This is a genomic window from Flavobacterium sp. YO64 (genome assembly GCF_004119505.1).
Taxonomy (GTDB): domain Bacteria; phylum Bacteroidota; class Bacteroidia; order Flavobacteriales; family Flavobacteriaceae; genus Flavobacterium; species Flavobacterium oncorhynchi.
Window position 1 is genome coordinate 69,995 of sequence record NZ_NRQV01000015.1, and the last position, 23,870, is coordinate 93,864.

Consider the following 23,870-nt stretch of genomic DNA (forward strand, 5'->3'; position numbering starts at 1 on the left):
ATTATTTAAAGTTAAAAATTAATTCCAACGATTGTTATTAAACTGATTTTTTTTCCAGTACAACATCATTAAAAAACCAGCAATTGCACCACCAACATGTGCAAAATGAGCAATTCCAGTACCACCACTTCCAAATAAAGAACTTCCCTTAAATCCTAAGAACAAATCAATTGCTAAAATTCCAGGTACAAAGTATTTTGCTTTAATAGGAACAGGAATAAACATTATACCCAATTGAGCATTAGGAAACATGAAAGCAAATGCTGTAAGCAAGCCATAAATTGCACCGGAAGCACCTAAAACAGGCGATTGAACAATTCCGCTCGCTTGTGCCAAGGCATTAAACTGCTCTTGAGTACAATGTGCATTATTTAAAATAGCTGCAACTTCACCTTGTATCATTTTGCCATTTGAATCAAATAAAGACGAATAATCCGCATTCAAAATTAAATGAAGATCAGCTTTAGACAAATTCAAACTAGAAACTGAATTTAAAAGAGATTGTAATTGCAAATAATTTACTCCAGTATGAAGCAAAGCGGCACCTAATCCACAGGAAATATAGAAAAACAAGAATTTTTTACCGCCCCAAAAGTGCTCTAATGCAGAACCAAAACTATACAATGCAAACATATTAAATAAAATATGAGCAAAATTTGGCAATTTTGCATGCATAAACATATGCGTAATAATCTGCCAAATCCTGAAATTATCACTTTCTGGATAATACAACATTAAATAATCATATGAAATTGGCACTAGTTGGGAACCTATAAAAAATATAATATTAATTATAAGCAGTTGTTTTACAACGGGAGTCATATTCATCATAAGGCAAACTTTTTATCTATATCTTCAACACGCATGGTGATGAATGTAGGTTTTTGAAAAGGTGAAATATTTGGATCTTTACAAGCAAACAAACCGTTTACGAGATTATCTTGTTCTTTTTCGGTTAAATAAGACCCTGTTTTAACCGCTAAACTTTTTGCCATCGATTTGGCTATAGTATCATTCTGACTGTAACTGCTCGCTGGGATTCCATCTTGCAAATCACTCAACAATTGCTCAATTACAAGAGAAACTTCACTTTCGGTAATATTTACTGGAATTCCCGAAATTACAATATGATCGGTTTTTGCATCTTCAAACACAAATCCGGTAGTTTCTAATGAAGGTTTTAATTCTTCGATCAATTTCATTTCTAATGAAGAGTAAAACAAATCCAACGGAAAAAGCAACTGCTGACTCGAAGCTTGATTTACTGTCATATTCAACAAAAACTGCTCGTACAAAATACGTTGATGTGCACGATGCTGATCGACAATTATCATCCCTGACTTTATTGGCGAAACTATATATTTTTTATGTATTTGATACGTTTTCTGACTTGCTTGTTCCACCTCATCATCATTAAATAAAGATGAAGTTACTTCTTCATTCTCAAAGTTAAAAGGCGAACTTTCAATACTTTCTGTATTTTCAGTATCTAAACCAACGTATAAACTTTCCCAACTCACTGTTGGCTCTACTCTTTTTGAATACCCCGAATAAGAGGAGCCTGATGAAAAAGAAGACGAAGAAGAAGATCCTGAACCATAACTAGAACCTGATCCTGAAGCTGCTTTTGAATAATGTTGATTGGTTTTATCATCTGTAAATGGATTAAAAGTTCCATCAACCTGGATTGTAGGTGTTTCTGCTTCTAAATCTTTGTAATGATAAGGTGTATCTAAATTTGAGTCTCTTTCAAAATCTAAAACTGGAGCAACATTAAACTGTCCTAAACTATGTTTAATTGAAGCTCTTAAAATAGCATATAAAGCCTGTTCATCATCAAACTTAATTTCGGTTTTAGTGGGATGAATGTTAATATCAATTGTATTAGGCGGAACTTGTAAATACAAGAAATAACTCGGCTGCGAACCATCTTTCAAAAGTCCATCATAAGCCGCCATAACCGCATGATGCAAATAACCGCTTTTTATAAATCGATCGTTAACAAAAAAGAACTGTTCTCCCTTATTTTTCTTAGCAAATTCTGGCTTACAGACAAATCCTTGAATATTTATAATCTCGGTATCTTCATTAACTGGAACTAACTTTTCGTTAGTTTTACCAGACATAATCCCAACAATACGTTGACGATATCCTGCTGCAGGCAAATTATACAACTCACTTCCGTTATGATAAAAACTAAAATGAATATTTGGATGCGCCAGCGCCACACGCTGAAATTCATCCATAACATGACGAAACTCGACTGTATCAGATTTTAAGAAATTACGACGTGCTGGAATATTAAAAAATAAATTTTTAACCGCAAATGAAGTACCTTTTGGTAAAACAGCTACTTCCTGCGAAACAAACTTACTTCCTTCGATTACAATATGCGTTCCTAATTCATCTTGATCCTGCTTGGTTTTCATTTCCATGTGGGCAATAGCCGCAATCGAAGCCAAAGCTTCTCCACGAAAACCTTTGGTACCAAGAGAAAATAAATCCTCAGCCTGACGGATTTTTGAAGTTGCATGACGTGCAAAACACAAACGAGCATCGGTAACTGTCATTCCAACACCATTATCAATAACCTGAACTAATGATTTGCCGGCATCTTTTATAATCAATTTAATATCAGTTGCTTTTGCATCTACAGCATTTTCTAACAATTCTTTTACGACTGAAGCTGGTCTTTGAACCACTTCTCCGGCAGCAATCTGGTTAGCAACGTGATCTGGAAGCAATTGAATAATACTCGACATTTAATATTTAGGATTGTAGATTAACTATTTAAGATTTTTGATTTGAAATCTAAACCAAGAGGTACAAATTTAGTAAATTTTGACTGGCTTTCAGAATATCTGCAATCATAAAAAAAACAAAAACCTCAATGCTCTAAGAAACAGAAAGATTAAAGTTATTGAATTTTATTTCTAAAAGAAAATCAATTAACTTTTACAATTGAAAGTATTCTATTTATCAAAAACAAAATCTTATATACTGATCCGAATACATTATTCTTCCTGATAATTTGCCTCAAAAAAGACATAAAAAAAGCCTATACTTTTTTACAGTATAGGCTTAACTATTTTTAAAACAATTGTGTTTTTATTCTTTTTCAATTTTTCTAGGACCATCTTCTATCTGAAGAGCTCCTGACGAAAGCAATGGCTGATTAAAAGCATGCGCCATTGAAGCCTGCTGACGAATATAAGCCATTTTTATTGCTGCAATTGCCGCTTCGGTTCCTTTGTTTCCGTGAATTCCACCACTTCTATCAATAGATTGCTGCATGTTATTATCTGTTAAAACACAAAAAATAACTGGAATATCAGTTTGAACATTCAGATCTTTAATTCCTTGTGTAACGCCTTCGCAAACAAAATCAAAATGTTTAGTTTCTCCTTGAATTACGCAACCAATTACAATTACTGCATCTACATTTTGTGTTTGCAGCATTTTCTTTGCGCCATAAATCAATTCAAAACTTCCCGGAACATTCCAACGAATGATTTGCTGTGCAGGAACTTCACAATCGATTAATGCTTCAAAAGCACCATTATAAAGTCCTTCTGTAATAGTTTCGTTCCACTCAGAAACAACAATCCCAAATCGAAAGTCTTTCGCATTTGGGATTGTGTTTTTATCGTATTGTGATAAATTTTTATTTTCGGTAGCCATCTTTTATATTTAAGATTTTATATTTCTTGATTTCTGATTGTAAAAATACAAATCTAAAACCTAAAATCTAAACTCTTCAATAATTTATTGTGCTAATCCAATCAAAGCATCAACAGAAGCCGCTTCTGGAGTTGCATCAAAATTATCTTTAATATCTGTAAAGTATTTTAACGCATCTTCTTTTTGACCTAAAGCTAAAGCCGTTTTACCAGCTTTTAATAAGAAACGAGGTGTTGTAAAATCGTTTTTATTAGACTCAGCAGCTTTTACATAATAATCTAAAGCTTCTTTTTGTTGATTCTTTTGAGAATAAGCATCTCCAATTGCTCCTTTTGCTAAAGCACTTAAAATTAAATCTTCTGATTTAAAATTACCTAAATACTTAATAGCATCATCAAATTTACCTGTATTTAAATATGCCATACCCGCATAGTAATTTGCTAAATTTCCTGCATCAGTTCCAGAATATTCGTCAGCGATTTTCACAAATCCGAATTTACCTTCAGAACCATTCAAAGCCAATTTATATAATGAATCACTTGCTACACCATCAACAGCTTTTTGAAAGTTTTGTTGTGCAACAAACATTTCGTTTGCAGCTTCGTCTTGTTTAGGAGCTTCGATAAACTTTTGGTAAGCCAAATATCCAATAGTAGCAACTGCAATACCAGCAACTAAACCAATAATGATTTTTTGATTTTTAGCAACCCAATCCTCAGTTCTTGAAGCAGTTTCGTCTAACTTAGAAAAAACCTCAGCAGTTTTGCTGTCTTTCTCGTCAATAATTACTTGTTGCTCTTCAGTTACTTCTTTAACTTCCTTCTCCTTTGGTGCTTTATATCCTCTTTTATTGTAAGTAGCCATTTAAAATTAATTTAGTGAACGGCAAAAATAAAATTTTTATTGAAACTGAGGTAAAAAAAATCAATTTTATCACTATTTTAAAACAAATATTTTTAAGAATGCTAACTCCTTTCACATCAGCACCAAAATAAATCAACTTGAAACACGCTAAAACCCTTTTATATCGATAAAATTAGATAATTTTACAGTCTCAATTTTACTCGTTGCAAAAACAGTAATTTTCTTTTTAGAGTCTCTTAAAAAATGCATTTAAACAAAATCTCATTATTCAATTATAAAAATTTCGCCGAAGCTAATTTTGATTTCGACATCAAGATTAATTGTTTTGTCGGCAAAAACGGAATTGGAAAAACCAATGTTCTTGATGCTATTTATCATTTAGCTTACGGAAAAAGTTATTTCAATCCGCTTGCTGTTCAAAATATCAAACACGGAGAAGAGTTTTTTGTTATTGATGCTGAATTAGAAAAAGACGAAAGAACAGAACAAATTGTCTGCAGTTTAAAAAAAGGACAAAAGAAAATCTTAAAAAGAAACGGAAAAGCTTATGATAAATTTTCAGATCATATTGGTTTTATTCCGTTAGTAATCATCTCGCCTGCTGATCGTGATTTAATTGTAGAAGGCAGCGAAACACGCCGTAAATTTATGGACAGCGTAATTTCGCAATTAGACGTTGCTTATTTACATCAGCTTATACAATATCAAAAAGTAATTGTACAGCGAAATGCACTTTTAAAGTATTTTGCACTCAATCATACTTTCGACAATGATACCTTATCTATATATAATGAGCAGTTAAATACCTTTGGACAATCTATTTTTGAAAAACGAAAAGATTTTCTAGAACAATTCATACCTATATTTAATATCCATCATCAAGCCATAACAGGATCTGAAGAAACTGTTCAGGTAGTTTATGAAAGTCATTTGTATCAAAAGGATTTATTAACACTGCTAAAAGAGAACATCAATAAAGACAGAGCACTTCAATATACGAGCACTGGAATTCACAAAGATGATTTATTGTTTGAAATAGATTCGCATCCCATCAAAAAATTCGGCTCACAAGGACAGCAAAAATCTTTTCTAATTGCTTTAAAACTAGCTCAATTTGAATTCTTAAAAAAACAAAGCGGCGTAAAACCTCTTTTACTTTTTGATGATATTTTTGATAAGTTAGATGAAACCAGAGTGGCAAAAATTGTCGAAATGGTAAACAGCGAAACATTTGGACAGCTTTTTATTTCAGACACACATCCAGATCGTACGGAAGCCATTGTAAAATTGACGCATCAGAGTTATAAAATTTTTAATTTATAATAATTTGCCGTTAACCAGCGCGAATTATAAGATTAACAGCATGTAAAACTTTGACAAAGTTGCTCAAAGTCAAACTGAAATTAAAAATTCGCGTTAATTCGTGGCAAAAAACATCAATTCGATTTTATAATTCTATTAAGATTTTAAAAATGAAAAATCATTATTTTAGCCTAAATCATTTTTAAAACCACAACAGCATGAAATTCCCTAAAATCTTATTGGTAATAGTTTCACTTGTACTCTTTTCTTGTAACGAAAAAAAAGCGACTTCATTTGAATCACTTTCACCACAAGAGTTTGCCGAAAAAATTAAAACAACTGAAAATCCGCAAATTTTAGACGTTCGAACTCCAGATGAATTTGCATCAGCACATATCGATAAAGCTGTAAATGTAAACTGGAACGGCGACGATTTCGATTCAAAAGCAGCTGCTTACGACAAATCGAAACCTGTATTTGTTTATTGTTTAAGCGGCGGAAGAAGTAAAAAAGCAGCGGCAAAACTAAATGAATTAGGCTTTACATCTGTTTATGAACTTGACGGAGGATTCATTAATTGGAATGATAAAAACGCTCCAAATGCAGAAGCTTCTGAAAACGGAATGACAATGAATGAATTCAATGCCTTACTAAATACGGATAAAAAAGTGTTTGTTGATTTTTATGCTGAATGGTGCGGTCCTTGTAAACAAATGGAGCCTCACATTTTAAAACTAGAAAAAGAATTAGCTGATAAAGCAGTTATTATCAGAATTGATGTAGATAAAAACAAAGATTTAGCACAGCAAATGGAAATAACACAGCTTCCGACAACTTTTTTATATGAAAATAAAACAATGAAAAAGAAAAATATCGGATACATCAGCGAAGAAGAATTAAGAAAACAACTGCAATAAAACATTAAATATGCTAACGAAAGAATCATTGCAATTTTTAGACGATTTAAAGAAAAACAATAATAGAGATTGGTTTCAAGACAATAAAAAGCGCTACGAAATCTTCAAAAAAGATTACCATCAATTGGTAAGTGATTTTCTAGACGCAATGAAACCGCTTGATTCTTCGTTAGAATTATTAGAAGTTAAAAACTGCACCTTCAGAATCAACCGCGACATTCGATTCTCAAAAGACAAATCTCCCTATAAAGCACATTTAGGTGTTTGGATTTCTGGCGGAACAAAAGGTTTGAACCGAGCGGGATATTATGTGCATATTGAAAAAGGAGCTAGTTTTATTGCCGGCGGATTTTACTCTCCAGAATCTGAAGATTTAAAAAAAGTTCGTAAAGAAATTGCTTTTTTCCATGATGATTTAGAGGCTCTTTTAGCGGATAAAACTTTCAAGAAAGAGTTTGGAAATTTAGATGTAAACGAAAACAATTCGCTGAAAAACCCGCCGCGAGGTTACGAAAAAGAACATCCTGCAATCGAGTTTTTAAAACTGAAAAGCTTCACTGCAACTCAAAAATATGATATTTCTGAAGTGACTGAAAAAGATTTTGTTTCTAAAATGAGCAAAAAATTAATCGCGCTAAAACCTTTAAATGATTTTATCAATCGCGCTTTAGAAACAGACGAAGAGTTTTAGAAAAAAAATAATCGCCACAAATTTCACGAATTCAATTAGTATAAATTCGTGAAACTTGTGGCGAAAAACATTTTGCTAATGAAAAGAAAAATACTTTTTCTTGGAGAATCTTATCGTGCCGACGCTACAACCTGGAGGAACGGTTTAAAAGAATTTGGCGATTTTGAAATTATTACTTGGGAACTTCAAACGCCAAACACTTCTAAATTTAACAGATTCAAACGTATTCTAGAGTATTTTTTCGCCCCAATTTCAATCCAAAAAATTATTACAAAAGAAAAACCAGACATTGTTATTGCTGAAAGAACCACAAGTTACGGATTTCTTGCAGCATTAACTGGTTCGAAAACAATTATCATTGCACAGCAAGGTCAAACAGATTTATGGCCGGAAGATTCTATTTTGTATCCTTTAAAAAAAATCATTCAGAAATATGCCTTCAAAAAAGCACATTTAATTCATGCTTGGGGACCCGTAATGACAATTTCCATGAAAGCTATTGGAGTTGACATGAACAAAGTTATAGTTCTACCAAAAGGAATCGATTTATCTCTTTTCACGCCTTCAACAAACAATTCAAATAAAATAGAAGCTATTGTCACTCGTTCTTTAGAACCCGAATATCAACATGACTCTATTTTAATGGCATTTTTTATTCTTAATCAAAAAGGAATTGATTTTTCCTTAACCATCGTTGGTGACGGAACAAGATTAGAGTTTTTAAAAGATTTGGCAAAAAAATTACAAATTGAAACTAAAGTAATTTTTGCAGGAAGAATCCAAAATACAGAACTTCCAAAATTATTACAGCAATCAAATATCTATATCAGCATGCCTATTACCGAAGGTGTTTCGGCATCTTTATTCGAAGCAATGGCTTGTCAATGTTATCCTATTGTTTCAAACGTTCCTGGAAATCAAAGTTGGATCAAGCATCGCGAAAACGGACAATTAATAACAATCGATGACAACGAACAACTTGCTAAGGAATTGATCTGGTCTTTTCAAAATGCTGAATCTCGAAATAATGCCATTTTGCAAAACAGAAAATTTGTAGAAGAAAATGCTAATTATAACTCCAATATGAAAATTATTGCAGATAAATATCATAAACTCCTCAACTCTAGATCTATTTAACTGTAAGCGTAACTTTTTTTCAAGCTCAGCGACATACTGTTTTAATGAATTCTCTAATTTAATTCTGAAAGCTATATGAGCAATAGAAGAAACTGGTTAAAACAAATCGGATTAGGCACAATAGGATTAGGCTTTTGTCAATTTGACGCATTTGCAAATCCTCCATTAGAAAATTATATCGCTCCAAGTTTAGACAAATCTCCTATTTTATTACGGTCGAATGAAAATCCGTACGGACCTTCGCCGCTAGCTCGTCTTGCCATGCAAAAAAGCATTAACAACAGCAATCGATACGGCTGGAATGCTTCAGGAGAACTAATTTCTTTAATTGCCAAGAAAAATAATGTCTTAGATAATAATATTCTATTGGGCGCAGGTTCAACAGAAATTTTAGATTTAGTACTTCAATACACTTCTTTAAAAAAAGGTAATTTTATACTTGCCGAAACCACTTTCGACTATTGGACATTTCCTTCTGAAAAATTAGGATCTAAAAAAATCACAGTTCCGTTAACTGCTGATAAAAAGCATGATTTAACAGCAATGTTAAAAGCAATCGATTCAGATACTAAAATGGTTTATATCTGCAATCCTAATAATCCAACGGGAACAATCTGCGATAGAGAACAGTTAGTTTCTTTTGTAAAAGAAGCTTCAAAAAAAGCAATTATTTTTGTTGACGAAGCTTATATCGATTTTACCAAAGAACAATCATTAAGCGATCTTGTAATGGAAAATAAGAATTTAATAATCACTAAAACTTTCTCAAAAATGTATGGTTTGGCTGGCGCGCGTATAGGTTATGCCGTTGCGAACTCTTCGACAATTGAAGAACTCAGTATTTTAAAATCATCTCCTAATTTATCCATCAGCGTGGTAACAATGGCTGCGGCAATTGCATCTTTAAATGATGAAAAATTTATTCGAGAAGTATCTTCTTTAAATGAAGAAGTAAAGAAATATACCGTAGAGCAACTTACTCGGTTGGGCTTAACCTGCATTCCGTCTTATTCCAATTTTGTTTATTTTTCTTTAGAAAATTACAAAAAGGATTACTTTAAGCAATTGGAAAACCACAATATAATGGGAACAAAAATTTATGAGGAAAATGGAAAATGGACAAGAATTACAATAGGAACTATGAAAGAAATGCAGCAATTTACTGAAGCCATAAAATGAAAATTCTCAAAAAAGTCTTTTTACAGAAAATCTGTTCAAATAAATTATAATCGTTACTTTTGAACTCAGAATTTTTCCGAAGTTTCGGAACTCAAAAAAGCCTTTTATTTATGGAAATCCAATCCAATTTTTCTTTAAAAAACTACAATACTTTTGGTATCGAAGCCAAAGCAAAAAAATTTATTGCCGTTCATTCAATTGCTGAATTAAAATCCATTTTGTCAGCAAATAAAAATGAGGAAAAATTCATTTTAGGCGGAGGAAGTAATATGCTTTTAACTAAAGATATTGAAGCTCTGGTTATTCATATTGATTTAAAAGGAAAAAAAATCATCAAAGAAGATGATGATTTTGTTTGGGTAGAAAGTCAGGCTGGCGAGACTTGGCACGATTTTGTACTTTGGACAATCGACAACAATTTTGGCGGTTTAGAAAATATGTCTTTAATTCCTGGAAATGTCGGCACAACTCCGGTACAGAATATTGGCGCTTACGGAACCGAAATTAAAGATACTTTTGTTTCTTGCGAAACGATGAATATTGCAACTCAAGAAATGAAAACTTTTACTAATGCTGAGTGTAATTTTGGGTACCGAGAAAGCATTTTTAAAAATGAGGTAAAAGATCAATTCATTATTACTTCGGTTATTTACAAATTGACCAAACGCAATCATAAAATCAATACTTCTTATGGCGATATTTTGGCTGAATTGGCTAAAAAGAACATTACTGAACCAACTTTGAAAGAGATAAGTAATGCAGTAATTGCCATTAGACAAAGTAAATTACCTGATCCAAAAGAACTAGGAAACAGCGGAAGTTTCTTTAAAAACCCAATTTTATTAAAATCTGATTTCAAAAAAATTCATCAAAAGTTCCCTGCTATGAAATTTTACGAAGTTTCTGAAACCGAAGTAAAAGTTCCCGCTGGATGGCTGATTGAACAAGCTGGGTTAAAAGGAAAACGTTTTGGAGAAGCTGGAGTTCATAAAAACCAAGCTTTAGTTTTAGTAAATTATGGCAACGCAACCGGACAGGAAATTTTAGCCGTTTCAAAAGAAGTTCAAAAAACAGTTTTTGAAACTTTTGGAATTCATATTGAAGCGGAAGTAAATGTGATTTAATTTCTTTTTGCCACGAATTTTCACGAATTTAATTCGTGAAAATCCGTGGCAATAAACCAAACACAATATGTACACACCTGATTTATACAAAAACGAGAATCCTGAAGAAATCAGAGCTTTTTTAAAAGAAAACAGTTTTGGAATTCTAATTAATCAAACTAACGGAAAATTGTTTGCAACTCATATTCCGATAGAACTTGAAATCAATTCTGATGGAAAAGAAATTTTACAGGGACATATTTCAAAACTGAATCCTCAAGCAGAAGGTTTTGCAGCAAACGATCAAATTCTAGCGGTATTTACAGGACCGCACAGTTATATATCTTCGTCTTGGTACGATCATGAAAATGTACCAACTTGGAATTACATAGCCGTACATGTTTATGGAAGAATTAAAATTGTTGACTACGAAACTTCGGTAGAACAGTTAAAAAAACTAGTTGACAAATACGAAGCAAATTCAGAAAATCCTATTAGAATTGAAGACTTATCTGCTAAAACAATGCGTGAAGCTCGAGGAATTTTTGGTTTTGAAATAGAAATTGACGAAATTCAGGCAACTAAAAAATTGTCGCAAAATAGAGACGATCATAATTATAAAAACATAATTTCGGAATTAGAAAAGACTGAAAACCCTCAATCTATTGCTGTTGCAAAGGAAATGTTGAAATGCCGAAAGTAAATCTGTATTAATCATTGAAATTTACTAATTCATAACTACCTTTGTACTCGCAAAATTTCAGATATTAATAGACATTAAAACCATATGCTTATAACTTTATTTTACTTCTTTATTGCTATTGTTTTTATTCAAGTTTTCTACCACTTAGGAATTTTTGGAAAGTTTGCATTCGCTAAACCTCAAAATATTACACCAAAAAGAATTCCGGTTTCAGTTATCGTCTGCGCAAAAAATGAAGAAGAAAACGTAAAGAAATTTATCCCATTATTAGCTGAACAAAATTATCCTGATTTTGAAATTGTTTTGATTGATGACGCTTCAAGTGATGAAACTTTAGAGGTTTTTGAAGAATTTGAAAATCTATATCCTAATGTTCGTTTGGTTAAAGTAAAAAACAACGAAGCTTTTTGGGGAAATAAAAAATACGCTTTGACATTAGGAATTAAAGCCGCAAAAAAAGAGTATTTATTGTTTACTGATGCTGATTGTTACCCAACTTCAAAAGAATGGATTACAGCAATGACTTCGCAATTTACAATGAACAAAACTATTGTTTTAGGATACGGAGGTTACGAAAAAATAGAACGTTCATTATTAAATAAAATCATTCGTTTTGAGACTGTTTTAACTGCTGTTCAATATTTTTCATGGACTAAAGCGGGATTTCCGTATATGGGAGTTGGACGAAATTTAGCATACAAAAAAGACGAGTTTTTTAATGTAAATGGTTTTATTGATCATATACAAGTTCGTTCCGGCGATGATGATTTATTTATTAATCAGGCTGCAAACAAATCAAACACAACCATTTCTTATACTCCAGAAAGCTTTACCTATTCTAAGCCAAAGGAATCGTACAAAGAATGGTTTACTCAAAAAAGAAGACACGTTTCTACGGCTGAATATTATAAATTTTTCGACAAGTTTCAGTTGGGAGTTTTCTTCTGCTCGCAATTGTTTTTCTTTTTATCTGTCATTATTCTGCTTGCTTTCCAATTTCAATGGATTGCAGTCTTGGCAATTCTTGCAACCCGCTACACCATAGTTTGGACTGTTATTGGATTCTCTGCAGGAAAATTAAAAGAAAATGATATTAAAATTTGGTTTCCAGTGCTTGAAATAGCACTTATATTCACGCAAATTAATATCTTTATATCTAATATCTTTTCAAAACCTGTATATTGGAAATAAATTCTAAAATAGAAAAAGCAAAAAAAGGCGATCAAGCCGCCTTTACTTTTTTATTAGATTATTATTGGAATGAAGTTTACAGCTTCATGCTCAAGCGAACAGAAAACGAAACGACTGCTGAAGATATTACTATTGAAACCTTTTCGAAAGCGTTTGACAAAATTGCTTCTTACAATTCTGAATTTCAATTTAACACTTGGCTGATTGCAATTGCAAAAAACGTCTACATTGATTTATTGCGTAAAAAGAAAACCAACCTTTTTATAGAAATTACCGATGCCGAAGATCAGCAGGCTTATAATATCGCTGACACTACTCCTTCTGCTGAAGATGCCTTAATTAAAGAACAAAATCTATCGCGACTGCTTCTGTGTATTAAAGAATTAAAACCTCATTATCAAGAAGTAATTCAACTGCGTTATTTTCAAGAAATGACGTATCAGGAAATTGCCAGCAAAATAGATGAACCTTTAAGCAATGTTAAAGTAAAAATACTTCGCGCTAAAAAATTGTTAGCAGAAATCATTAATCGTAACAGATAATTTATTATCTTTAAGAAAAGAATAACACATTATTTGATTTTTTCTTAAAAAATTTACTTTAACACACTAAAACAACAACTTCTGCGTTGTTTGTCAAAACCCTAATTCTTATCGCGTATGATTTAAAGTTACTTAACCTTAAAACCCAAAAATCATGTCTAAATTAAGCATCTATGAAAACAAGTGGATTGATCTTGTTTTCGAAAACAAAAACAAAGAGTACGGCGCGTATCAATTACGCCAAGAGAATTCTAAAACTACTATTACAGCACTATTCATGGGACTGTTGTTACTAGCAGCCTTAGGAAGCGTATCGATGCTGATTAATAAATTTAGGACACATGATCCTGTCGAGGCAACACCAATTACAGAGCCATTGGTAGTTGTACAAGTCAATACAGAACCTATTAAGGTACAGCCTGAACCTCCTGCACCAATCGCACCTCCTCAGCAAACTGCTGCAACACCAGTTACTGAAGCTTTGCAATTGACAAATCCGGTTGTTACTTCAGCTGCTCAAGCGACACCAGAAATTGCTACAAATGCTAACAATGTTCCAATTGTAGAAAACACTACAGGAACTGGAACTAGCGTCAATGTTCTGCCAGGAACTGGCTCAGCAAATTCAGGAACTTCTGAACCAATTGATAACGGAAACGGCATTGTGAACACAAGTGTTTTAGACAAAATGCCAGAATTTCCAGGTGGAATGGCAAAATTTTATGCCTATGTTGGAAACAACTTTAACAGACCAGAATTGGATGCTGAAAAAACTTTACGAGTATATGTTTCATTTGTAATTGAAAAAGACGGTTCAATTACAGACATCCTAGTGAAAAACGATCCAGGTTATGGAATGGGAAAAGAAGCAATTAGAGTTTTAAAATCATTAAAAACAAAATGGACTCCGGGAATACTAAACGGTAAAGCAGTAAGAACTGCTTACAACCTCCCGATAACAATAAAAACAGAAGTAGAATAAAAATAGAAAAGCAGAATTTAGGTTCTGCTTTTTTTATGCTTCAAACTACCGACCAATTAAAAAATATTAGTTTTTTATTGATTTATTAATCTTATTTTTAACGCAGTAAAAAACTAATATTTTTTTATAATGCCATTCACTTTTGCCCATCCTGCAATAATTTTACCTCTGCCATTTTTAAATAAAAGATGGTTTTCACTAACCGGTTTAATTATTGGCAGTATGATACCCGATTTTGAATATTTTATCAGAATGCGAATTCAAAGTATTTACAGCCATACTATAGCCGGCGTATTTTGGTTTGATTTACCTCTAGCACTGTTTATTTCTTTTATTTTTCACAATAAAGTTAAAAATCTGCTTTTTCAAAATTCACCTTATTGCCTCCAATCAAGGCTCTTAATTTTCACAACATTTAATTGGAATAACTATTTCAAACAAAATTGGATTGTAGTTCTCTTTTCAATTCTTATTGGCACTGCATCCCATCTTCTTTGGGACAGCTTTACTCATAAGAGCGGGTACTTTGTAAATCACATTGCTGCATTACAAAATTCTGTTTATTTATTTGGCATTGATATTCCCATATTAAAAATGGCACAACATTTAAGTACATTCGCAGGAAGTGTTATTATATTTTTTGCCCTTTTTAAACTCCCTAAAAATACAATTTCAAGAAATCCTGTCAATAAAAATTATTGGTTTGTAACATTCTTATTTTTTGTCTTAATTTTAATTTTACGTTTTTCTGCAGGTATTGGAATTAAAGAATATGGAAATATTATTGTTTCTATAATTTCTGTAGCTTTACTTTCGCTAATACTAACTCCCATTTTTTTTGCAAAAACACCAAATAAAAATTAGCAAATAAATTACTTTTACATCCTTAATATTCAAAAACTAAAAACTAAAAAAATGGGAATATTTTCAGCCCTTATGGGTAATGCAGGTACTGTCACTCAGGACGATTTACTTAAAAAGTATGATCAGTTATTAACTGATAATGAAGAAATTGAAATGGGTTTTAAACTAATCCGTGATACTTTTATCTTTACAAACAAAAGACTAATCTTAGTTGACGTACAAGGATTAACAGGAAGTAAAACCGAATATAAATCTATTGCTTACAAAAGCATCACCCGTTTCAGCGTAGAAACCGCTGGGACTTTTGACCTTGATGCTGAATTAAAAATATGGGTTTCAAGCGAACTGAATCCAAGTATCGTCAAGCAGTTTAACAAATCTGTAAATGTTTACGACGTACAAAAAGTTTTAGCGCATCATGTTTTAGGCTAACAATAGTATACAAAAAAAGAGAACGGCAGATCATATATGATCTGCCGTTCTCTTTTTTAAACTAGAAATTATTATTTCTTTTTGGTTGTTGTTTTTTTGGTTGTAGCTGGCTTTTTAGTGGTTGCAGCTTTCGGAACCGTATTATCTATTTTTTGCTGCACATATGGTTTATACAAACCGTCTTTTTCAGCTCTTTTTTTCGCATCATCTGCTCTTTTCTTAGAATCTGGATGTGAGCTCATCATTTGATCAATAAAAGAAGCTTGAGCCCCTTCGCTCATTTTTGCCAAAATTCTAAACGCTGATTCTTCTGCATTCACATCATAACCATTTTTCTTCAAGAAATTATACGAAAATAAATCCGCTTCACTTTCTTGTTTACGGCTGTGCTTGCTGTCAATCATAGCGCTTCCGATTTTTCCTAACTGACTATCGGTTACTGAAGATATTTTTGCTGATTGAGAAGAAACTCCATCAATTACTGCTTCTTTTTGGTAAGCCGCACGCATTGCATCTCTGGAATCATTGTTGGCAACGTGGCCAATTTCATGACCAATTACAGCCAGCAATTCATTATCATCCATAATATCCATTAAACCCGAATAGACACGTACACTTCCATCTGCAGTAGCAAAAGCATTCACATCTTTAACTTTGTATACCTTATAATTCAAAGTATATCCATCACCTGCAGTATGCTTTCCAAATACTCTGTTTAATCGTAATGTATAACCATCCGTTGGACCAGCCACTTCATTTTCAGTATCTAATTTCGCGACTGCTTCTTTAGACAACGCCGCAGCATCAGCATTAGTCAATGTAAAAGCCGTTACTCCTTTTTGAACCGCTCCAATTGCTTTATCTCCTAAATTAATTTGCGCATTTGCTTTTGTAAATCCAAAAGCAGCAAACAAAACTCCTAATACAATAAATTTCTTTTTCATATCTCTAAACATAATTATTATTTAACAACAAATGTAGTACAAGAAAATACTATTTCATTTCACGAAAAGCTTGTTTTTTTTAACAAATTAAAGATATAAATTTTTGATGAGTTCTATAACGACCTACAGCTATTATTCATAATACTCAACGCTATAACAAAAAAACGGCAAGTTCTCTAGAGAATCTACCGTTTATAGGTTTTATGAAAAATATTACTTTTTCTTTGTTGTCGTCTTTTTAGCTGGTGCTTTTGTTGCTGCTTTTGCCTTTACAGGCGCAGTATTATCAATTTTCTGCTGTAGATAAGCTTTATACAAACCATCTTTTGTTGCTTTCTTTTTAGCATCATCTGCTCTTTTACCAGAATCTGGATGCGAACTCATCATTTTTGTCATAAAAGAAGATTCAGCACCCTCACTTAAATTTTGAAGAATTCTAAAAGCTGACTCCACCGCATTTACATCGTAACCATTCTTTTTCATAAAATCATACGAAAATGAGTCAGCTTGAGATTCTTGTTTTCTACTATGCTTACTGTCAATCATTGCGCTTCCAATTTTTCCTAATTGAGATCCTGTAAGAGTCTCGATTTTTCCAGATTGTGATGAAGCAGCATCTAACAAAGCCTCTTTTTTATAAGCTGCTTTAATAGCGTCTCTTGTGTCGTGATTAACTACGTGACCAATTTCATGACCGATAACTGCAAGCAATTCATTATCATCCATAATATCCATTAAACCAGCAAATACACGAACGCTTCCATCTGCACAAGCAAAAGCATTAATATCTCTAACTAAATAAACTTTATAATTTAAATTAACACCCTCAGTAGAAGTATGCTTTCCAAATAAACGATTTAATCGAATTGAATAACCATCCTCAGTCCCCGCAACAGGATTGTTTGCATCCAATTCAGCAACCGATTCTTTAGCCAAAGCCGCTGCATCTGCGTCGCTAAAAGTAAATCCTGAAACACCTTTGCCTAATGCTCCCATCGCTTTGTCTGAAAGTATTTGCGCATTCATTCTAGTAAAACTAAAAGCAGTTAACAAAATCCCTAATACAATAAATCTCTTTTTCATGTTTTTTAAAACTTTAAATTAACAGCAAAATTACTACAGGAATAATTTTACATTGCTTTGGAACGCTAAATTTATAGCAGAATAAGACAAAATTTAGTTTTTAAAAAATCAAGCAAGAAAAATGTCTAAATACAAGTAATTAATAGCTGAATTTAATAGTTTTAAATAAATCAGAAAACACAAACTGTAAACGAAAATTAAATTAGCATCTCCAAATAAACTACATTACGTATCTTTGTACTTTGAATTATGATATATGGAAACAGTCATTGAAAACATACCACCTGGAAAACCTAAATGGTTGAAGGTAAAATTACCAATTGGACAAAAATATACTGAACTACGTGGTTTAGTCGATAAATACAGTTTAAATACGATTTGCACCTCTGGAAGCTGCCCAAATATGGGAGAATGCTGGGGAGAAGGTACTGCTACTTTTATGATATTAGGAAACATCTGTACTAGATCTTGTGGTTTTTGTGGTGTTAAAACCGGCAGACCAGAAACAGTAGACTGGGATGAACCTGAAAAAGTAGCTCGTTCTATAAAAATCATGAATATCAAACATGCTGTTATTACAAGTGTTGATAGAGATGATTTAAAAGACGGCGGCTCAATAATTTGGATTGAAACTGTAAAAGCGATTCGCAGAATGAATCCGAATACTACACTTGAGACTTTAATTCCGGATTTTCAAGGAATGGAAAGAAATCTTGATAGAATTGTGGAAGCAAATCCTGAAGTAGTTTCGCATAATGTTGAAACCGTTCGACGTTTAACTAGAGAAGTTCGTATTCAAGCAAAATACGATCGCAGTTTAGAAGTTTTGCGTTATTTGAAAGAAAAAGGAATAAACAGAACTAAATCTGGAATCATGTTAGGTCTTGGAGAAACAGAAGAAGAAGTTTTTCAAACTATGACCGACCTGCGAAATGCAAATGTTGATGTTGTTACTATTGGACAGTACTTACAACCAAGTAAAAAACATTTACCAGTAAAAGAGTTCATTACGCCTGAACAATTTGCTCGATATGAAAAATTTGGCCAAGAATTAGGTTTCAGACATGTAGAAAGCGGTCCGTTAGTTCGTTCTTCATACAAAGCACAAAAACACATATTATAAAAGGTTATTTGTTTAACTGTTTAATCGTTTAATCGAATTGATTAAACGATTAAACGGCTGAACGATTAAACAAATAAACAAAATATTGAAAACAAGAATTGCTATTAATGGTTTTGGAAGAATTGGAAGAAACTTATTCCGTCTGCTTCTAAACCACCCTGAAATTGAAGTTATTGCAATTAACGATATTGCTGATAACAAAACCATGTCGCATTTAATAAAATACGACAGCATACATGGTGTTTTGCCATTTAAGGTATCTCATGATGAAAATGGGATAATTGTTGATGATAGACACTTTTTATTTTTTCACGAAAAAAGCATTTCTAACTTAGACTGGAAAAGTCATTCTATCGACTTTGTTATAGAATCAACAGGAAAATATAAAACACACGAAGAATTAAATGCACACATAGAAGCTGGGGCAAAAAAAGTAATCCTTTCTGCTCCTTCTGAAGTAGACACAATAAAAACTGTTGTTTTAGGAGTAAATGAAACTATTTTGGACGGAACGGAAGACATTGTTTCAAATGCAAGCTGTACAACAAATAATGCAGCTCCGATGATAAAAATTATCGAGGAATTATGCGGAATTGAGCAAGCTTACATTACAACAATACATTCTTACACAACTGACCAAAGTCTTCACGACCAGCCACATAAGGATTTACGCCGTGCGAGAGGCGCAAGTCAGTCAATTGTCCCAACAACTACAGGTGCAGCTAAGGCATTAACAAAAATTTTTCCTAAATTGCATGAAAAAATAGGAGGCTGCGGCATTCGTGTACCTGTTCCTGATGGTTCATTGACCGACATAACGTTTAATGTAAAACGCGCTGTCAGTATTGAAGAAATTAATAAAGCATTTGAAGAAGCCTCAAAAACAAATTTAAAAGGAATACTAGATTATACTGAAGATCCAATCGTTTCTGTTGACATAATTGGCAACACGCATTCGTGCCTTTTTGATGCACAACTTACATCTGTTATTGATAAAATGGTAAAAGTTGTGGGCTGGTATGATAATGAAATTGGATATTCATCAAGATTAATAGATTTGATTTTACTGATAAGAAAAAAATAGAATTCATTGTAAAAGCATTGCAATACATGAAATACCACATTCTTATTCTGGTTTGTTTTTTTAATTCATTTTTGTATTCTCAAACTAAAAAGAATACGGATAGTGTTTCCTATTACAATAAACTCGCCAATAAAAATCTTAACAATAAAAAATACAATAATGCTGTTTTTTACACTAAAAAATCAATTGATTTTTGTGAGACACATCATCATACCCAAAATCTAGCCAATCAAACCTTTAAGCTTGGAAAAATATTTTACAATCAGCAAAAATACGACGAAGCTTTAAAGAACTTTCATAAAAGTGTATCCTCATTTGATAGTGTAAAACCCAATTGCACAAAAATTTTGGCGCTGCATTATATTGGTGCTGCAAACACAGCAATGGGCAACTACAAAACTGCCGATGTATATTACGCAAAAGCTCAAGACCTTATAAAAGAGCTAGGAGTTGTTGACAGCGCCGAAGTTCTCAGCTATCAAAAAGCAATGGCTTTTAAGGCAAATCAAAACTTACGATCAGCGGCTAAGACTTTACAAAAAATCACTAAAAAACCTGACAATCCTGTTATTTTAAAAACAAAAAGCAGTTCTTACTATCAACTTGGATTAATTGAAAGCGCACTTAAACGTAATGATTCTGCCATAATTTATTTTGATAAAGCACTAGATTATAATGCGATGATAAATGATCTTCCGCAAAAATCTAAAATTGTTTTAGCCATCAGTCAGTATTATAAAAAAAATAGAAACTTTGATCTTGCCTATTCTTATTTAGATGAACATTATCAATTAGAAAACTACATTTTAAAATTAAAAAATGCTAAAATTGATTTTAATGAATATCAGAAATTCAAAAAAAATCAATCTTTAAATAATAGTATAAAACGTGAAAGCGAAGAAAAAATCCAATTAAAAACCTATCGCTATTCTAAGTTGGTTAGTATTTTGGCAATTGCTTTAATTTCGATTCTATCGCTTTTGAGTTTAGCTTTATACAAAAACAACATTATTCGAAATCAAAACAACCTTCTTTTACGAGAAAAAAACAAAGAGTTAATCCTTGCTAAAAACAAAGCCGAAAAAGCTTCAAAAGCCAGATCCGAATTTTTATCAACAGTAAGCCATGAACTCCGTACACCATTGAATGCAATCAACGGAATTACTCATTTATTACTTGAAGACGATCCAAAAGAAACGCAGCTAAAATACTTAGAATCTTTAAAATTCTCAGGAAATTACCTGACCACTTTTATCAACGAAATTCTTGAAATTAATAAAATCGATTCTACTAAAGTGGAAGTTGAAAGTATCAGCTTTAATTTGAAAGAGCTTCTTTTTAATATTCAAAGTTCTTTAAAAGAATTGGCCACAGCCAATAAAAACTATTTCAATCTTGAGATAGACAAATCAATTCCTGACAATTTAATTGGTGATCCTACTAAATTGTCTCAAATTATATTGAACTTAATCAACAACGCGCTAAAATTCACTCAAAACGGAAATGTAAATGTAATTGCAAAATTGTACGCTGAAGAAGATGATACGGCAACGGTTTATTTTGAAATTGTTGATACTGGAATTGGAATTCCTGAAGATAAATTGCAAACTGTTTTTGAGAGTTTTTCGCAAGGATCAATAGAGGTAAATCGAAAATATGGCGGAACTGGTCTTGGACTTACTATTGTAAAAAAACTAATTGAACTTTTGGGCGGCGAAATAAAACTAAAAAGTGAAGTTGGCAAAGGATCTACTTTTACTTTTAAATTAGATTTTAAAATTAACAAAGAAGCTTTGGAGGTTGTACAAGAAGAAAAAACATACGACGATTCTCAATTACAGCACAAATCAATTTTACTGATTGAAGACAATAAAATCAATCAGATGATTACTCGAAAAATGTTGGAGAACAAAGCCATAACTTGCGAAATTATCGATAACGGAGAAGAAGCTGTTGAGCTTTTAAAAGTAAAGCGTTTCGATATGATTTTAATGGATGTTCATTTACCAGGTATTAACGGAACAACAGCAACGCAGCAAATTAGAGAGTTTGACAAAACAACTCCTATTATTGCGTTGACTGCGATTTCGCTTGACGAAAACAGAGATATGCTTTTATCTTACGGAATGAATGATGTTATTACAAAACCATTTGTTCCAGATGAGTTTTACAGCACAATCGCCAAGTTTTTTTAAAGTAAAAACTTAATATTCTATAATCAAGTTTTTTATCAAAGCTCTTACTTGAGGTTCTGCCATTTTTGCTGCTTCAAGAACTTCGTCATGAGAGATCGTATCTATACTTTCCTCATTCCCCATATCGGTAATTACTGAGATTCCAAAAGTTTCTACATCCATATGGCGCGCTACAATAACTTCTGGAACGGTAGACATTCCTACGCAGTCTGCGCCAAGAATTTTAACCATTTTATATTCAGCCAAAGTCTCAAAAGTAGGCCCTTGTAAACCAAAATAAACTCCATCATGAATTTCGATATTCAATCTTGATGCAATTTCTTTCGTTTTGGCAATCATTTTTCGAGAATAAGGCTCACTCATATTTACAAATCGAGGCCCAAAGCGTTCATCGTTTTTACCACGCAAAGGATGTTCCGGTGCAAAATTGATATGATCTTTAATAATAACAATCGAACCAACTCTGTAAGCTGCATTTACTCCTCCCGACGCATTTGAAACTAATAGTTTATTAACTCCTAAAAACTTCATTACACGAACTGGAAAGGTAACTTCTTCCATCGTGTATCCTTCATAAAAATGAAAACGACCTTGCATCGCCACTACTTTTTTATCCCCAATAGTTCCAAAAACCAACGCACCTTTGTGCCCTTGTACTGTAGACACAGGAAAATTAGGAATTTCATCATACGGCAGCGTAAATGCTATTTCGATATCATTTGTAAAACCTCCTAAACCTGAACCCAAAATCACTCCATATTCTGGTGTAAATTGTGTTTTTGATTTTATATAACTAACTGTTTCTTGAACTTTTTCCCACATAACTTAAAATTGTTTTATCAAAATTATTTTGCTCCCCGATGAAAGAACTTTTTATAGGCAAATAAAATAATTGCGATGCAATACTAGCGTCCTTTAAACGAACATAATCCTTCTCGGTTGTAATAATTTTATATTGTTTTGCTTTCTCTGCAATTGTTGTAATATCTTTTTCTGTAAAATGATGATGATCTGGAAATGTTAGACATTCATCATCTTTAGATTTTAAAAAATCATAAAAGGGCTTTGGCTTTGCGATTCCTGCCAAAAGTAATTTTTGTTCATTTTTAATTTCGTCGACTGTCAATTTCTCTGTTTGAGAATAAACACAATCATCATAAGCTATAAAGGTAAAATATAATTCTTGTGATGCTTCTAGTTTTAACTTTCTTCTAATATTTTCCTGTTCAGATTCATCCAATTTAGAAGGGCATTTTGTAACTATAACTATATTAGCTCTTTTTGCTCCGCTTCTAGCCTCACGCAGATTTCCTGTTGGCAGCATAAAATCATCAGCATACAAATCACCATATGAAGTAAGCAAAATGTAAAAACCAGCTTTTACTTTGCGGTGCTGATAAGCGTCATCAAGCAAAATCACTTCTGGTTTTTCTCTCTGCGAAAGCAATTGAGTAATTCCGTTTGTACGATTTGCATCAACGGCAACCTGCACACTTGGAAATTTTTGATAAAACTGAAACGGTTCGTCACCAAGTATTGAAGCATTAGAATTTTCATCTGCCAAGACAAATCCTTCTGACTGACGTTTATAACCACGACTTAAAGTCGCCACTTTATATTTACTTGATAACAATCGAATCAAATACTCAATTTGAGGTGTTTTGCCGGTTCCTCCTACACTTAAATTTCCAACCGCAATAACAGGAATATCAAATGAAGTCGATTTAAGAATTCCTTTATCAAAAAGAAAATTTCTAATTGATGTGATTAATCCATACAAAATTGCAAAAGGGAAAAGTATTTTTCGAAGTATATTCATTTTACGAAAGTATAATTTTTTTCGTTAATTTGTT

The 23,870-nt window shown here is 32.5% G+C and carries 23 protein-coding genes; 15 read left to right on the forward strand and 8 right to left on the reverse strand.

All coding sequences use genetic code 11. From position 1 onward, the window contains the following. Positions 1 to 18 precede the first annotated feature (18 nt). From BOW57_RS12520 to BOW57_RS12535, 4 genes are all read right to left on the reverse strand, one after another. Entirely contained in the window at positions 19 to 831 is an 813-nt protein-coding gene (locus BOW57_RS12520; RefSeq protein WP_164973705.1) for a rhomboid family intramembrane serine protease, read from the reverse strand. Continuing rightward, positions 828 to 2,762: a DNA mismatch repair endonuclease MutL gene (gene mutL, locus BOW57_RS12525; protein ID WP_129054673.1), complete on the reverse strand. Its 1,935-nt coding sequence runs from the start codon at positions 2,760 to 2,762 to the stop codon at positions 828 to 830. Before mutL ends, BOW57_RS12520 begins: the two co-directional genes overlap by 4 nt. Before the next feature lie 346 nt (positions 2,763 to 3,108). Further along, positions 3,109 to 3,681 carry a 6,7-dimethyl-8-ribityllumazine synthase gene (gene ribH, locus BOW57_RS12530; protein WP_089057981.1) on the reverse strand — a complete coding sequence of 191 codons (573 nt, stop codon included), beginning with the start codon at positions 3,679 to 3,681 and terminating at the stop codon, positions 3,109 to 3,111. Positions 3,682 to 3,765: 84 nt separating this feature from the next. After that, on the reverse strand, positions 3,766 to 4,545 hold the full coding sequence (locus BOW57_RS12535; RefSeq protein ID WP_089055883.1) for a hypothetical protein: 780 nt from the start codon (positions 4,543 to 4,545) through the stop codon (positions 3,766 to 3,768). A 243-nt stretch (positions 4,546 to 4,788) separates the two neighbouring features. On the opposite strand from BOW57_RS12535, the gene BOW57_RS12540 reads away from it, so the two are divergent. The 12 genes from BOW57_RS12540 (at position 4,789) to BOW57_RS12595 (ending at position 15,588) form a co-directional block, all read left to right on the forward strand. Next, positions 4,789 to 5,868 carry a DNA replication/repair protein RecF gene (locus BOW57_RS12540; protein WP_129054675.1) on the forward strand — a complete coding sequence of 360 codons (1,080 nt, stop codon included), beginning with the start codon at positions 4,789 to 4,791 and terminating at the stop codon, positions 5,866 to 5,868. Between the two features lie 197 nt (positions 5,869 to 6,065). Continuing rightward, positions 6,066 to 6,764, forward strand: a complete 699-nt coding sequence (locus BOW57_RS12545) for a thioredoxin domain-containing protein (RefSeq protein WP_129054678.1) — start codon at positions 6,066 to 6,068, stop codon at positions 6,762 to 6,764. A gap of 10 nt (positions 6,765 to 6,774) precedes the next feature. Continuing rightward, the gene (locus BOW57_RS12550; RefSeq protein ID WP_129054680.1) at positions 6,775 to 7,455 is read left to right on the forward strand and encodes a DUF2461 domain-containing protein; all 681 of its coding nucleotides are present in this window, start codon (positions 6,775 to 6,777) and stop codon (positions 7,453 to 7,455) included. 78 nt (positions 7,456 to 7,533) lie between these two features. Then, entirely contained in the window at positions 7,534 to 8,592 is a 1,059-nt protein-coding gene (locus tag BOW57_RS12555) for a glycosyltransferase (protein ID WP_129054682.1), read from the forward strand. Between the two features lie 75 nt (positions 8,593 to 8,667). Next, a complete protein-coding gene (locus BOW57_RS12560; RefSeq protein WP_129054684.1) occupies positions 8,668 to 9,771 on the forward strand; it encodes a histidinol-phosphate transaminase in 1,104 nt (367 codons plus the stop codon). A 110-nt stretch (positions 9,772 to 9,881) separates the two neighbouring features. After that, complete coding sequence (gene murB, locus BOW57_RS12565; RefSeq protein ID WP_129054686.1) at positions 9,882 to 10,895, forward strand: UDP-N-acetylmuramate dehydrogenase; 1,014 nt, start codon at positions 9,882 to 9,884, stop codon at positions 10,893 to 10,895. A 67-nt stretch (positions 10,896 to 10,962) separates the two neighbouring features. Beyond that, positions 10,963 to 11,577 carry an FMN-binding negative transcriptional regulator gene (locus tag BOW57_RS12570; RefSeq protein ID WP_129054688.1) on the forward strand — a complete coding sequence of 205 codons (615 nt, stop codon included), beginning with the start codon at positions 10,963 to 10,965 and terminating at the stop codon, positions 11,575 to 11,577. Positions 11,578 to 11,661: 84 nt separating this feature from the next. Continuing rightward, positions 11,662 to 12,768: a glycosyltransferase gene (locus tag BOW57_RS12575; protein WP_129054690.1), complete on the forward strand. Its 1,107-nt coding sequence runs from the start codon at positions 11,662 to 11,664 to the stop codon at positions 12,766 to 12,768. Continuing rightward, the gene (locus tag BOW57_RS12580; protein WP_089055874.1) at positions 12,759 to 13,310 is read left to right on the forward strand and encodes an RNA polymerase sigma factor; all 552 of its coding nucleotides are present in this window, start codon (positions 12,759 to 12,761) and stop codon (positions 13,308 to 13,310) included. Before BOW57_RS12575 ends, BOW57_RS12580 begins: the two co-directional genes overlap by 10 nt. A 154-nt stretch (positions 13,311 to 13,464) precedes the next feature. Next, positions 13,465 to 14,292, forward strand: coding sequence for an energy transducer TonB (locus BOW57_RS12585; RefSeq protein WP_129054692.1), 828 nt, complete (start codon positions 13,465 to 13,467; stop codon positions 14,290 to 14,292). Positions 14,293 to 14,421: 129 nt separating this feature from the next. Beyond that, positions 14,422 to 15,156: a DUF4184 family protein gene (locus BOW57_RS12590; RefSeq protein WP_129054694.1), complete on the forward strand. Its 735-nt coding sequence runs from the start codon at positions 14,422 to 14,424 to the stop codon at positions 15,154 to 15,156. Between the two features lie 51 nt (positions 15,157 to 15,207). Continuing rightward, positions 15,208 to 15,588, forward strand: a complete 381-nt coding sequence (locus tag BOW57_RS12595) for a PH domain-containing protein (RefSeq protein WP_129054696.1) — start codon at positions 15,208 to 15,210, stop codon at positions 15,586 to 15,588. A gap of 71 nt (positions 15,589 to 15,659) precedes the next feature. Here BOW57_RS12595 and BOW57_RS12600 read toward each other — a convergent pair whose 3' ends face one another. Together BOW57_RS12600 and BOW57_RS12605 are read right to left on the reverse strand one after the other, a co-directional pair. Beyond that, positions 15,660 to 16,532 (reverse strand): M48 family metalloprotease, encoded by an 873-nt coding sequence (locus BOW57_RS12600; protein ID WP_129054698.1) that lies wholly within the window; start codon positions 16,530 to 16,532, stop codon positions 15,660 to 15,662. 213 nt (positions 16,533 to 16,745) lie between these two features. After that, positions 16,746 to 17,615, reverse strand: a complete 870-nt coding sequence (locus BOW57_RS12605; RefSeq protein ID WP_129054700.1) for a M48 family metalloprotease — start codon at positions 17,613 to 17,615, stop codon at positions 16,746 to 16,748. A gap of 256 nt (positions 17,616 to 17,871) precedes the next feature. Here BOW57_RS12605 and lipA point away from each other — a divergent pair, with 256 nt between their 5' ends. The 3 genes from lipA to BOW57_RS12620 all read left to right on the forward strand — a co-directional run bounded on the left by lipA (position 17,872) and on the right by BOW57_RS12620 (position 22,017). After that, on the forward strand, positions 17,872 to 18,738 hold the full coding sequence (lipA, locus tag BOW57_RS12610) for a lipoyl synthase (protein ID WP_129024572.1): 867 nt from the start codon (positions 17,872 to 17,874) through the stop codon (positions 18,736 to 18,738). 85 nt (positions 18,739 to 18,823) lie between these two features. Continuing rightward, positions 18,824 to 19,822: a type I glyceraldehyde-3-phosphate dehydrogenase gene (gene gap, locus BOW57_RS12615; RefSeq protein ID WP_089057963.1), complete on the forward strand. Its 999-nt coding sequence runs from the start codon at positions 18,824 to 18,826 to the stop codon at positions 19,820 to 19,822. 26 nt (positions 19,823 to 19,848) lie between these two features. Then, entirely contained in the window at positions 19,849 to 22,017 is a 2,169-nt protein-coding gene (locus BOW57_RS12620; protein ID WP_129054703.1) for an ATP-binding protein, read from the forward strand. Positions 22,018 to 22,026: 9 nt separating this feature from the next. Here BOW57_RS12620 and BOW57_RS12625 read toward each other — a convergent pair whose 3' ends face one another. After that, positions 22,027 to 22,839 (reverse strand): purine-nucleoside phosphorylase, encoded by an 813-nt coding sequence (locus tag BOW57_RS12625; RefSeq protein WP_129054704.1) that lies wholly within the window; start codon positions 22,837 to 22,839, stop codon positions 22,027 to 22,029. Beyond that, the gene (gene lpxK / locus BOW57_RS12630) at positions 22,811 to 23,836 is read right to left on the reverse strand and encodes a tetraacyldisaccharide 4'-kinase (protein WP_129054706.1); all 1,026 of its coding nucleotides are present in this window, start codon (positions 23,834 to 23,836) and stop codon (positions 22,811 to 22,813) included. The genes BOW57_RS12625 and lpxK overlap by 29 nt, the downstream gene beginning before the upstream one ends. Positions 23,837 to 23,870: the final 34 nt, after the last annotated feature.

Coding starts and splice junctions, on each gene's coding strand:
- BOW57_RS12575 (WP_129054690.1), top strand. CDS start 11,662: ATGCTTATAACTTTATTTTACTTCTTTATTGCTATTGTTTTTATTCAA.
- BOW57_RS12520 (WP_164973705.1), bottom strand. CDS start 831: ATGATGAATATGACTCCCGTTGTAAAACAACTGCTTATAATTAATATT.
- BOW57_RS12550 (WP_129054680.1), top strand. CDS start 6,775: ATGCTAACGAAAGAATCATTGCAATTTTTAGACGATTTAAAGAAAAAC.
- mutL (WP_129054673.1), bottom strand. CDS start 2,762: ATGTCGAGTATTATTCAATTGCTTCCAGATCACGTTGCTAACCAGATT.
- lipA (WP_129024572.1), top strand. CDS start 17,872: ATGGAAACAGTCATTGAAAACATACCACCTGGAAAACCTAAATGGTTG.
- BOW57_RS12560 (WP_129054684.1), top strand. CDS start 8,668: ATGAGCAATAGAAGAAACTGGTTAAAACAAATCGGATTAGGCACAATA.
- BOW57_RS12570 (WP_129054688.1), top strand. CDS start 10,963: ATGTACACACCTGATTTATACAAAAACGAGAATCCTGAAGAAATCAGA.
- BOW57_RS12540 (WP_129054675.1), top strand. CDS start 4,789: ATGCATTTAAACAAAATCTCATTATTCAATTATAAAAATTTCGCCGAA.
- BOW57_RS12600 (WP_129054698.1), bottom strand. CDS start 16,532: ATGAAAAAGAAATTTATTGTATTAGGAGTTTTGTTTGCTGCTTTTGGA.
- BOW57_RS12545 (WP_129054678.1), top strand. CDS start 6,066: ATGAAATTCCCTAAAATCTTATTGGTAATAGTTTCACTTGTACTCTTT.
- BOW57_RS12625 (WP_129054704.1), bottom strand. CDS start 22,839: ATGTGGGAAAAAGTTCAAGAAACAGTTAGTTATATAAAATCAAAAACA.
- BOW57_RS12620 (WP_129054703.1), top strand. CDS start 19,849: ATGAAATACCACATTCTTATTCTGGTTTGTTTTTTTAATTCATTTTTG.
- BOW57_RS12585 (WP_129054692.1), top strand. CDS start 13,465: ATGTCTAAATTAAGCATCTATGAAAACAAGTGGATTGATCTTGTTTTC.
- murB (WP_129054686.1), top strand. CDS start 9,882: ATGGAAATCCAATCCAATTTTTCTTTAAAAAACTACAATACTTTTGGT.
- BOW57_RS12590 (WP_129054694.1), top strand. CDS start 14,422: ATGCCATTCACTTTTGCCCATCCTGCAATAATTTTACCTCTGCCATTT.
- BOW57_RS12605 (WP_129054700.1), bottom strand. CDS start 17,615: ATGAAAAAGAGATTTATTGTATTAGGGATTTTGTTAACTGCTTTTAGT.
- BOW57_RS12595 (WP_129054696.1), top strand. CDS start 15,208: ATGGGAATATTTTCAGCCCTTATGGGTAATGCAGGTACTGTCACTCAG.
- lpxK (WP_129054706.1), bottom strand. CDS start 23,836: ATGAATATACTTCGAAAAATACTTTTCCCTTTTGCAATTTTGTATGGA.
- BOW57_RS12555 (WP_129054682.1), top strand. CDS start 7,534: ATGAAAAGAAAAATACTTTTTCTTGGAGAATCTTATCGTGCCGACGCT.
- BOW57_RS12535 (WP_089055883.1), bottom strand. CDS start 4,545: ATGGCTACTTACAATAAAAGAGGATATAAAGCACCAAAGGAGAAGGAA.
- ribH (WP_089057981.1), bottom strand. CDS start 3,681: ATGGCTACCGAAAATAAAAATTTATCACAATACGATAAAAACACAATC.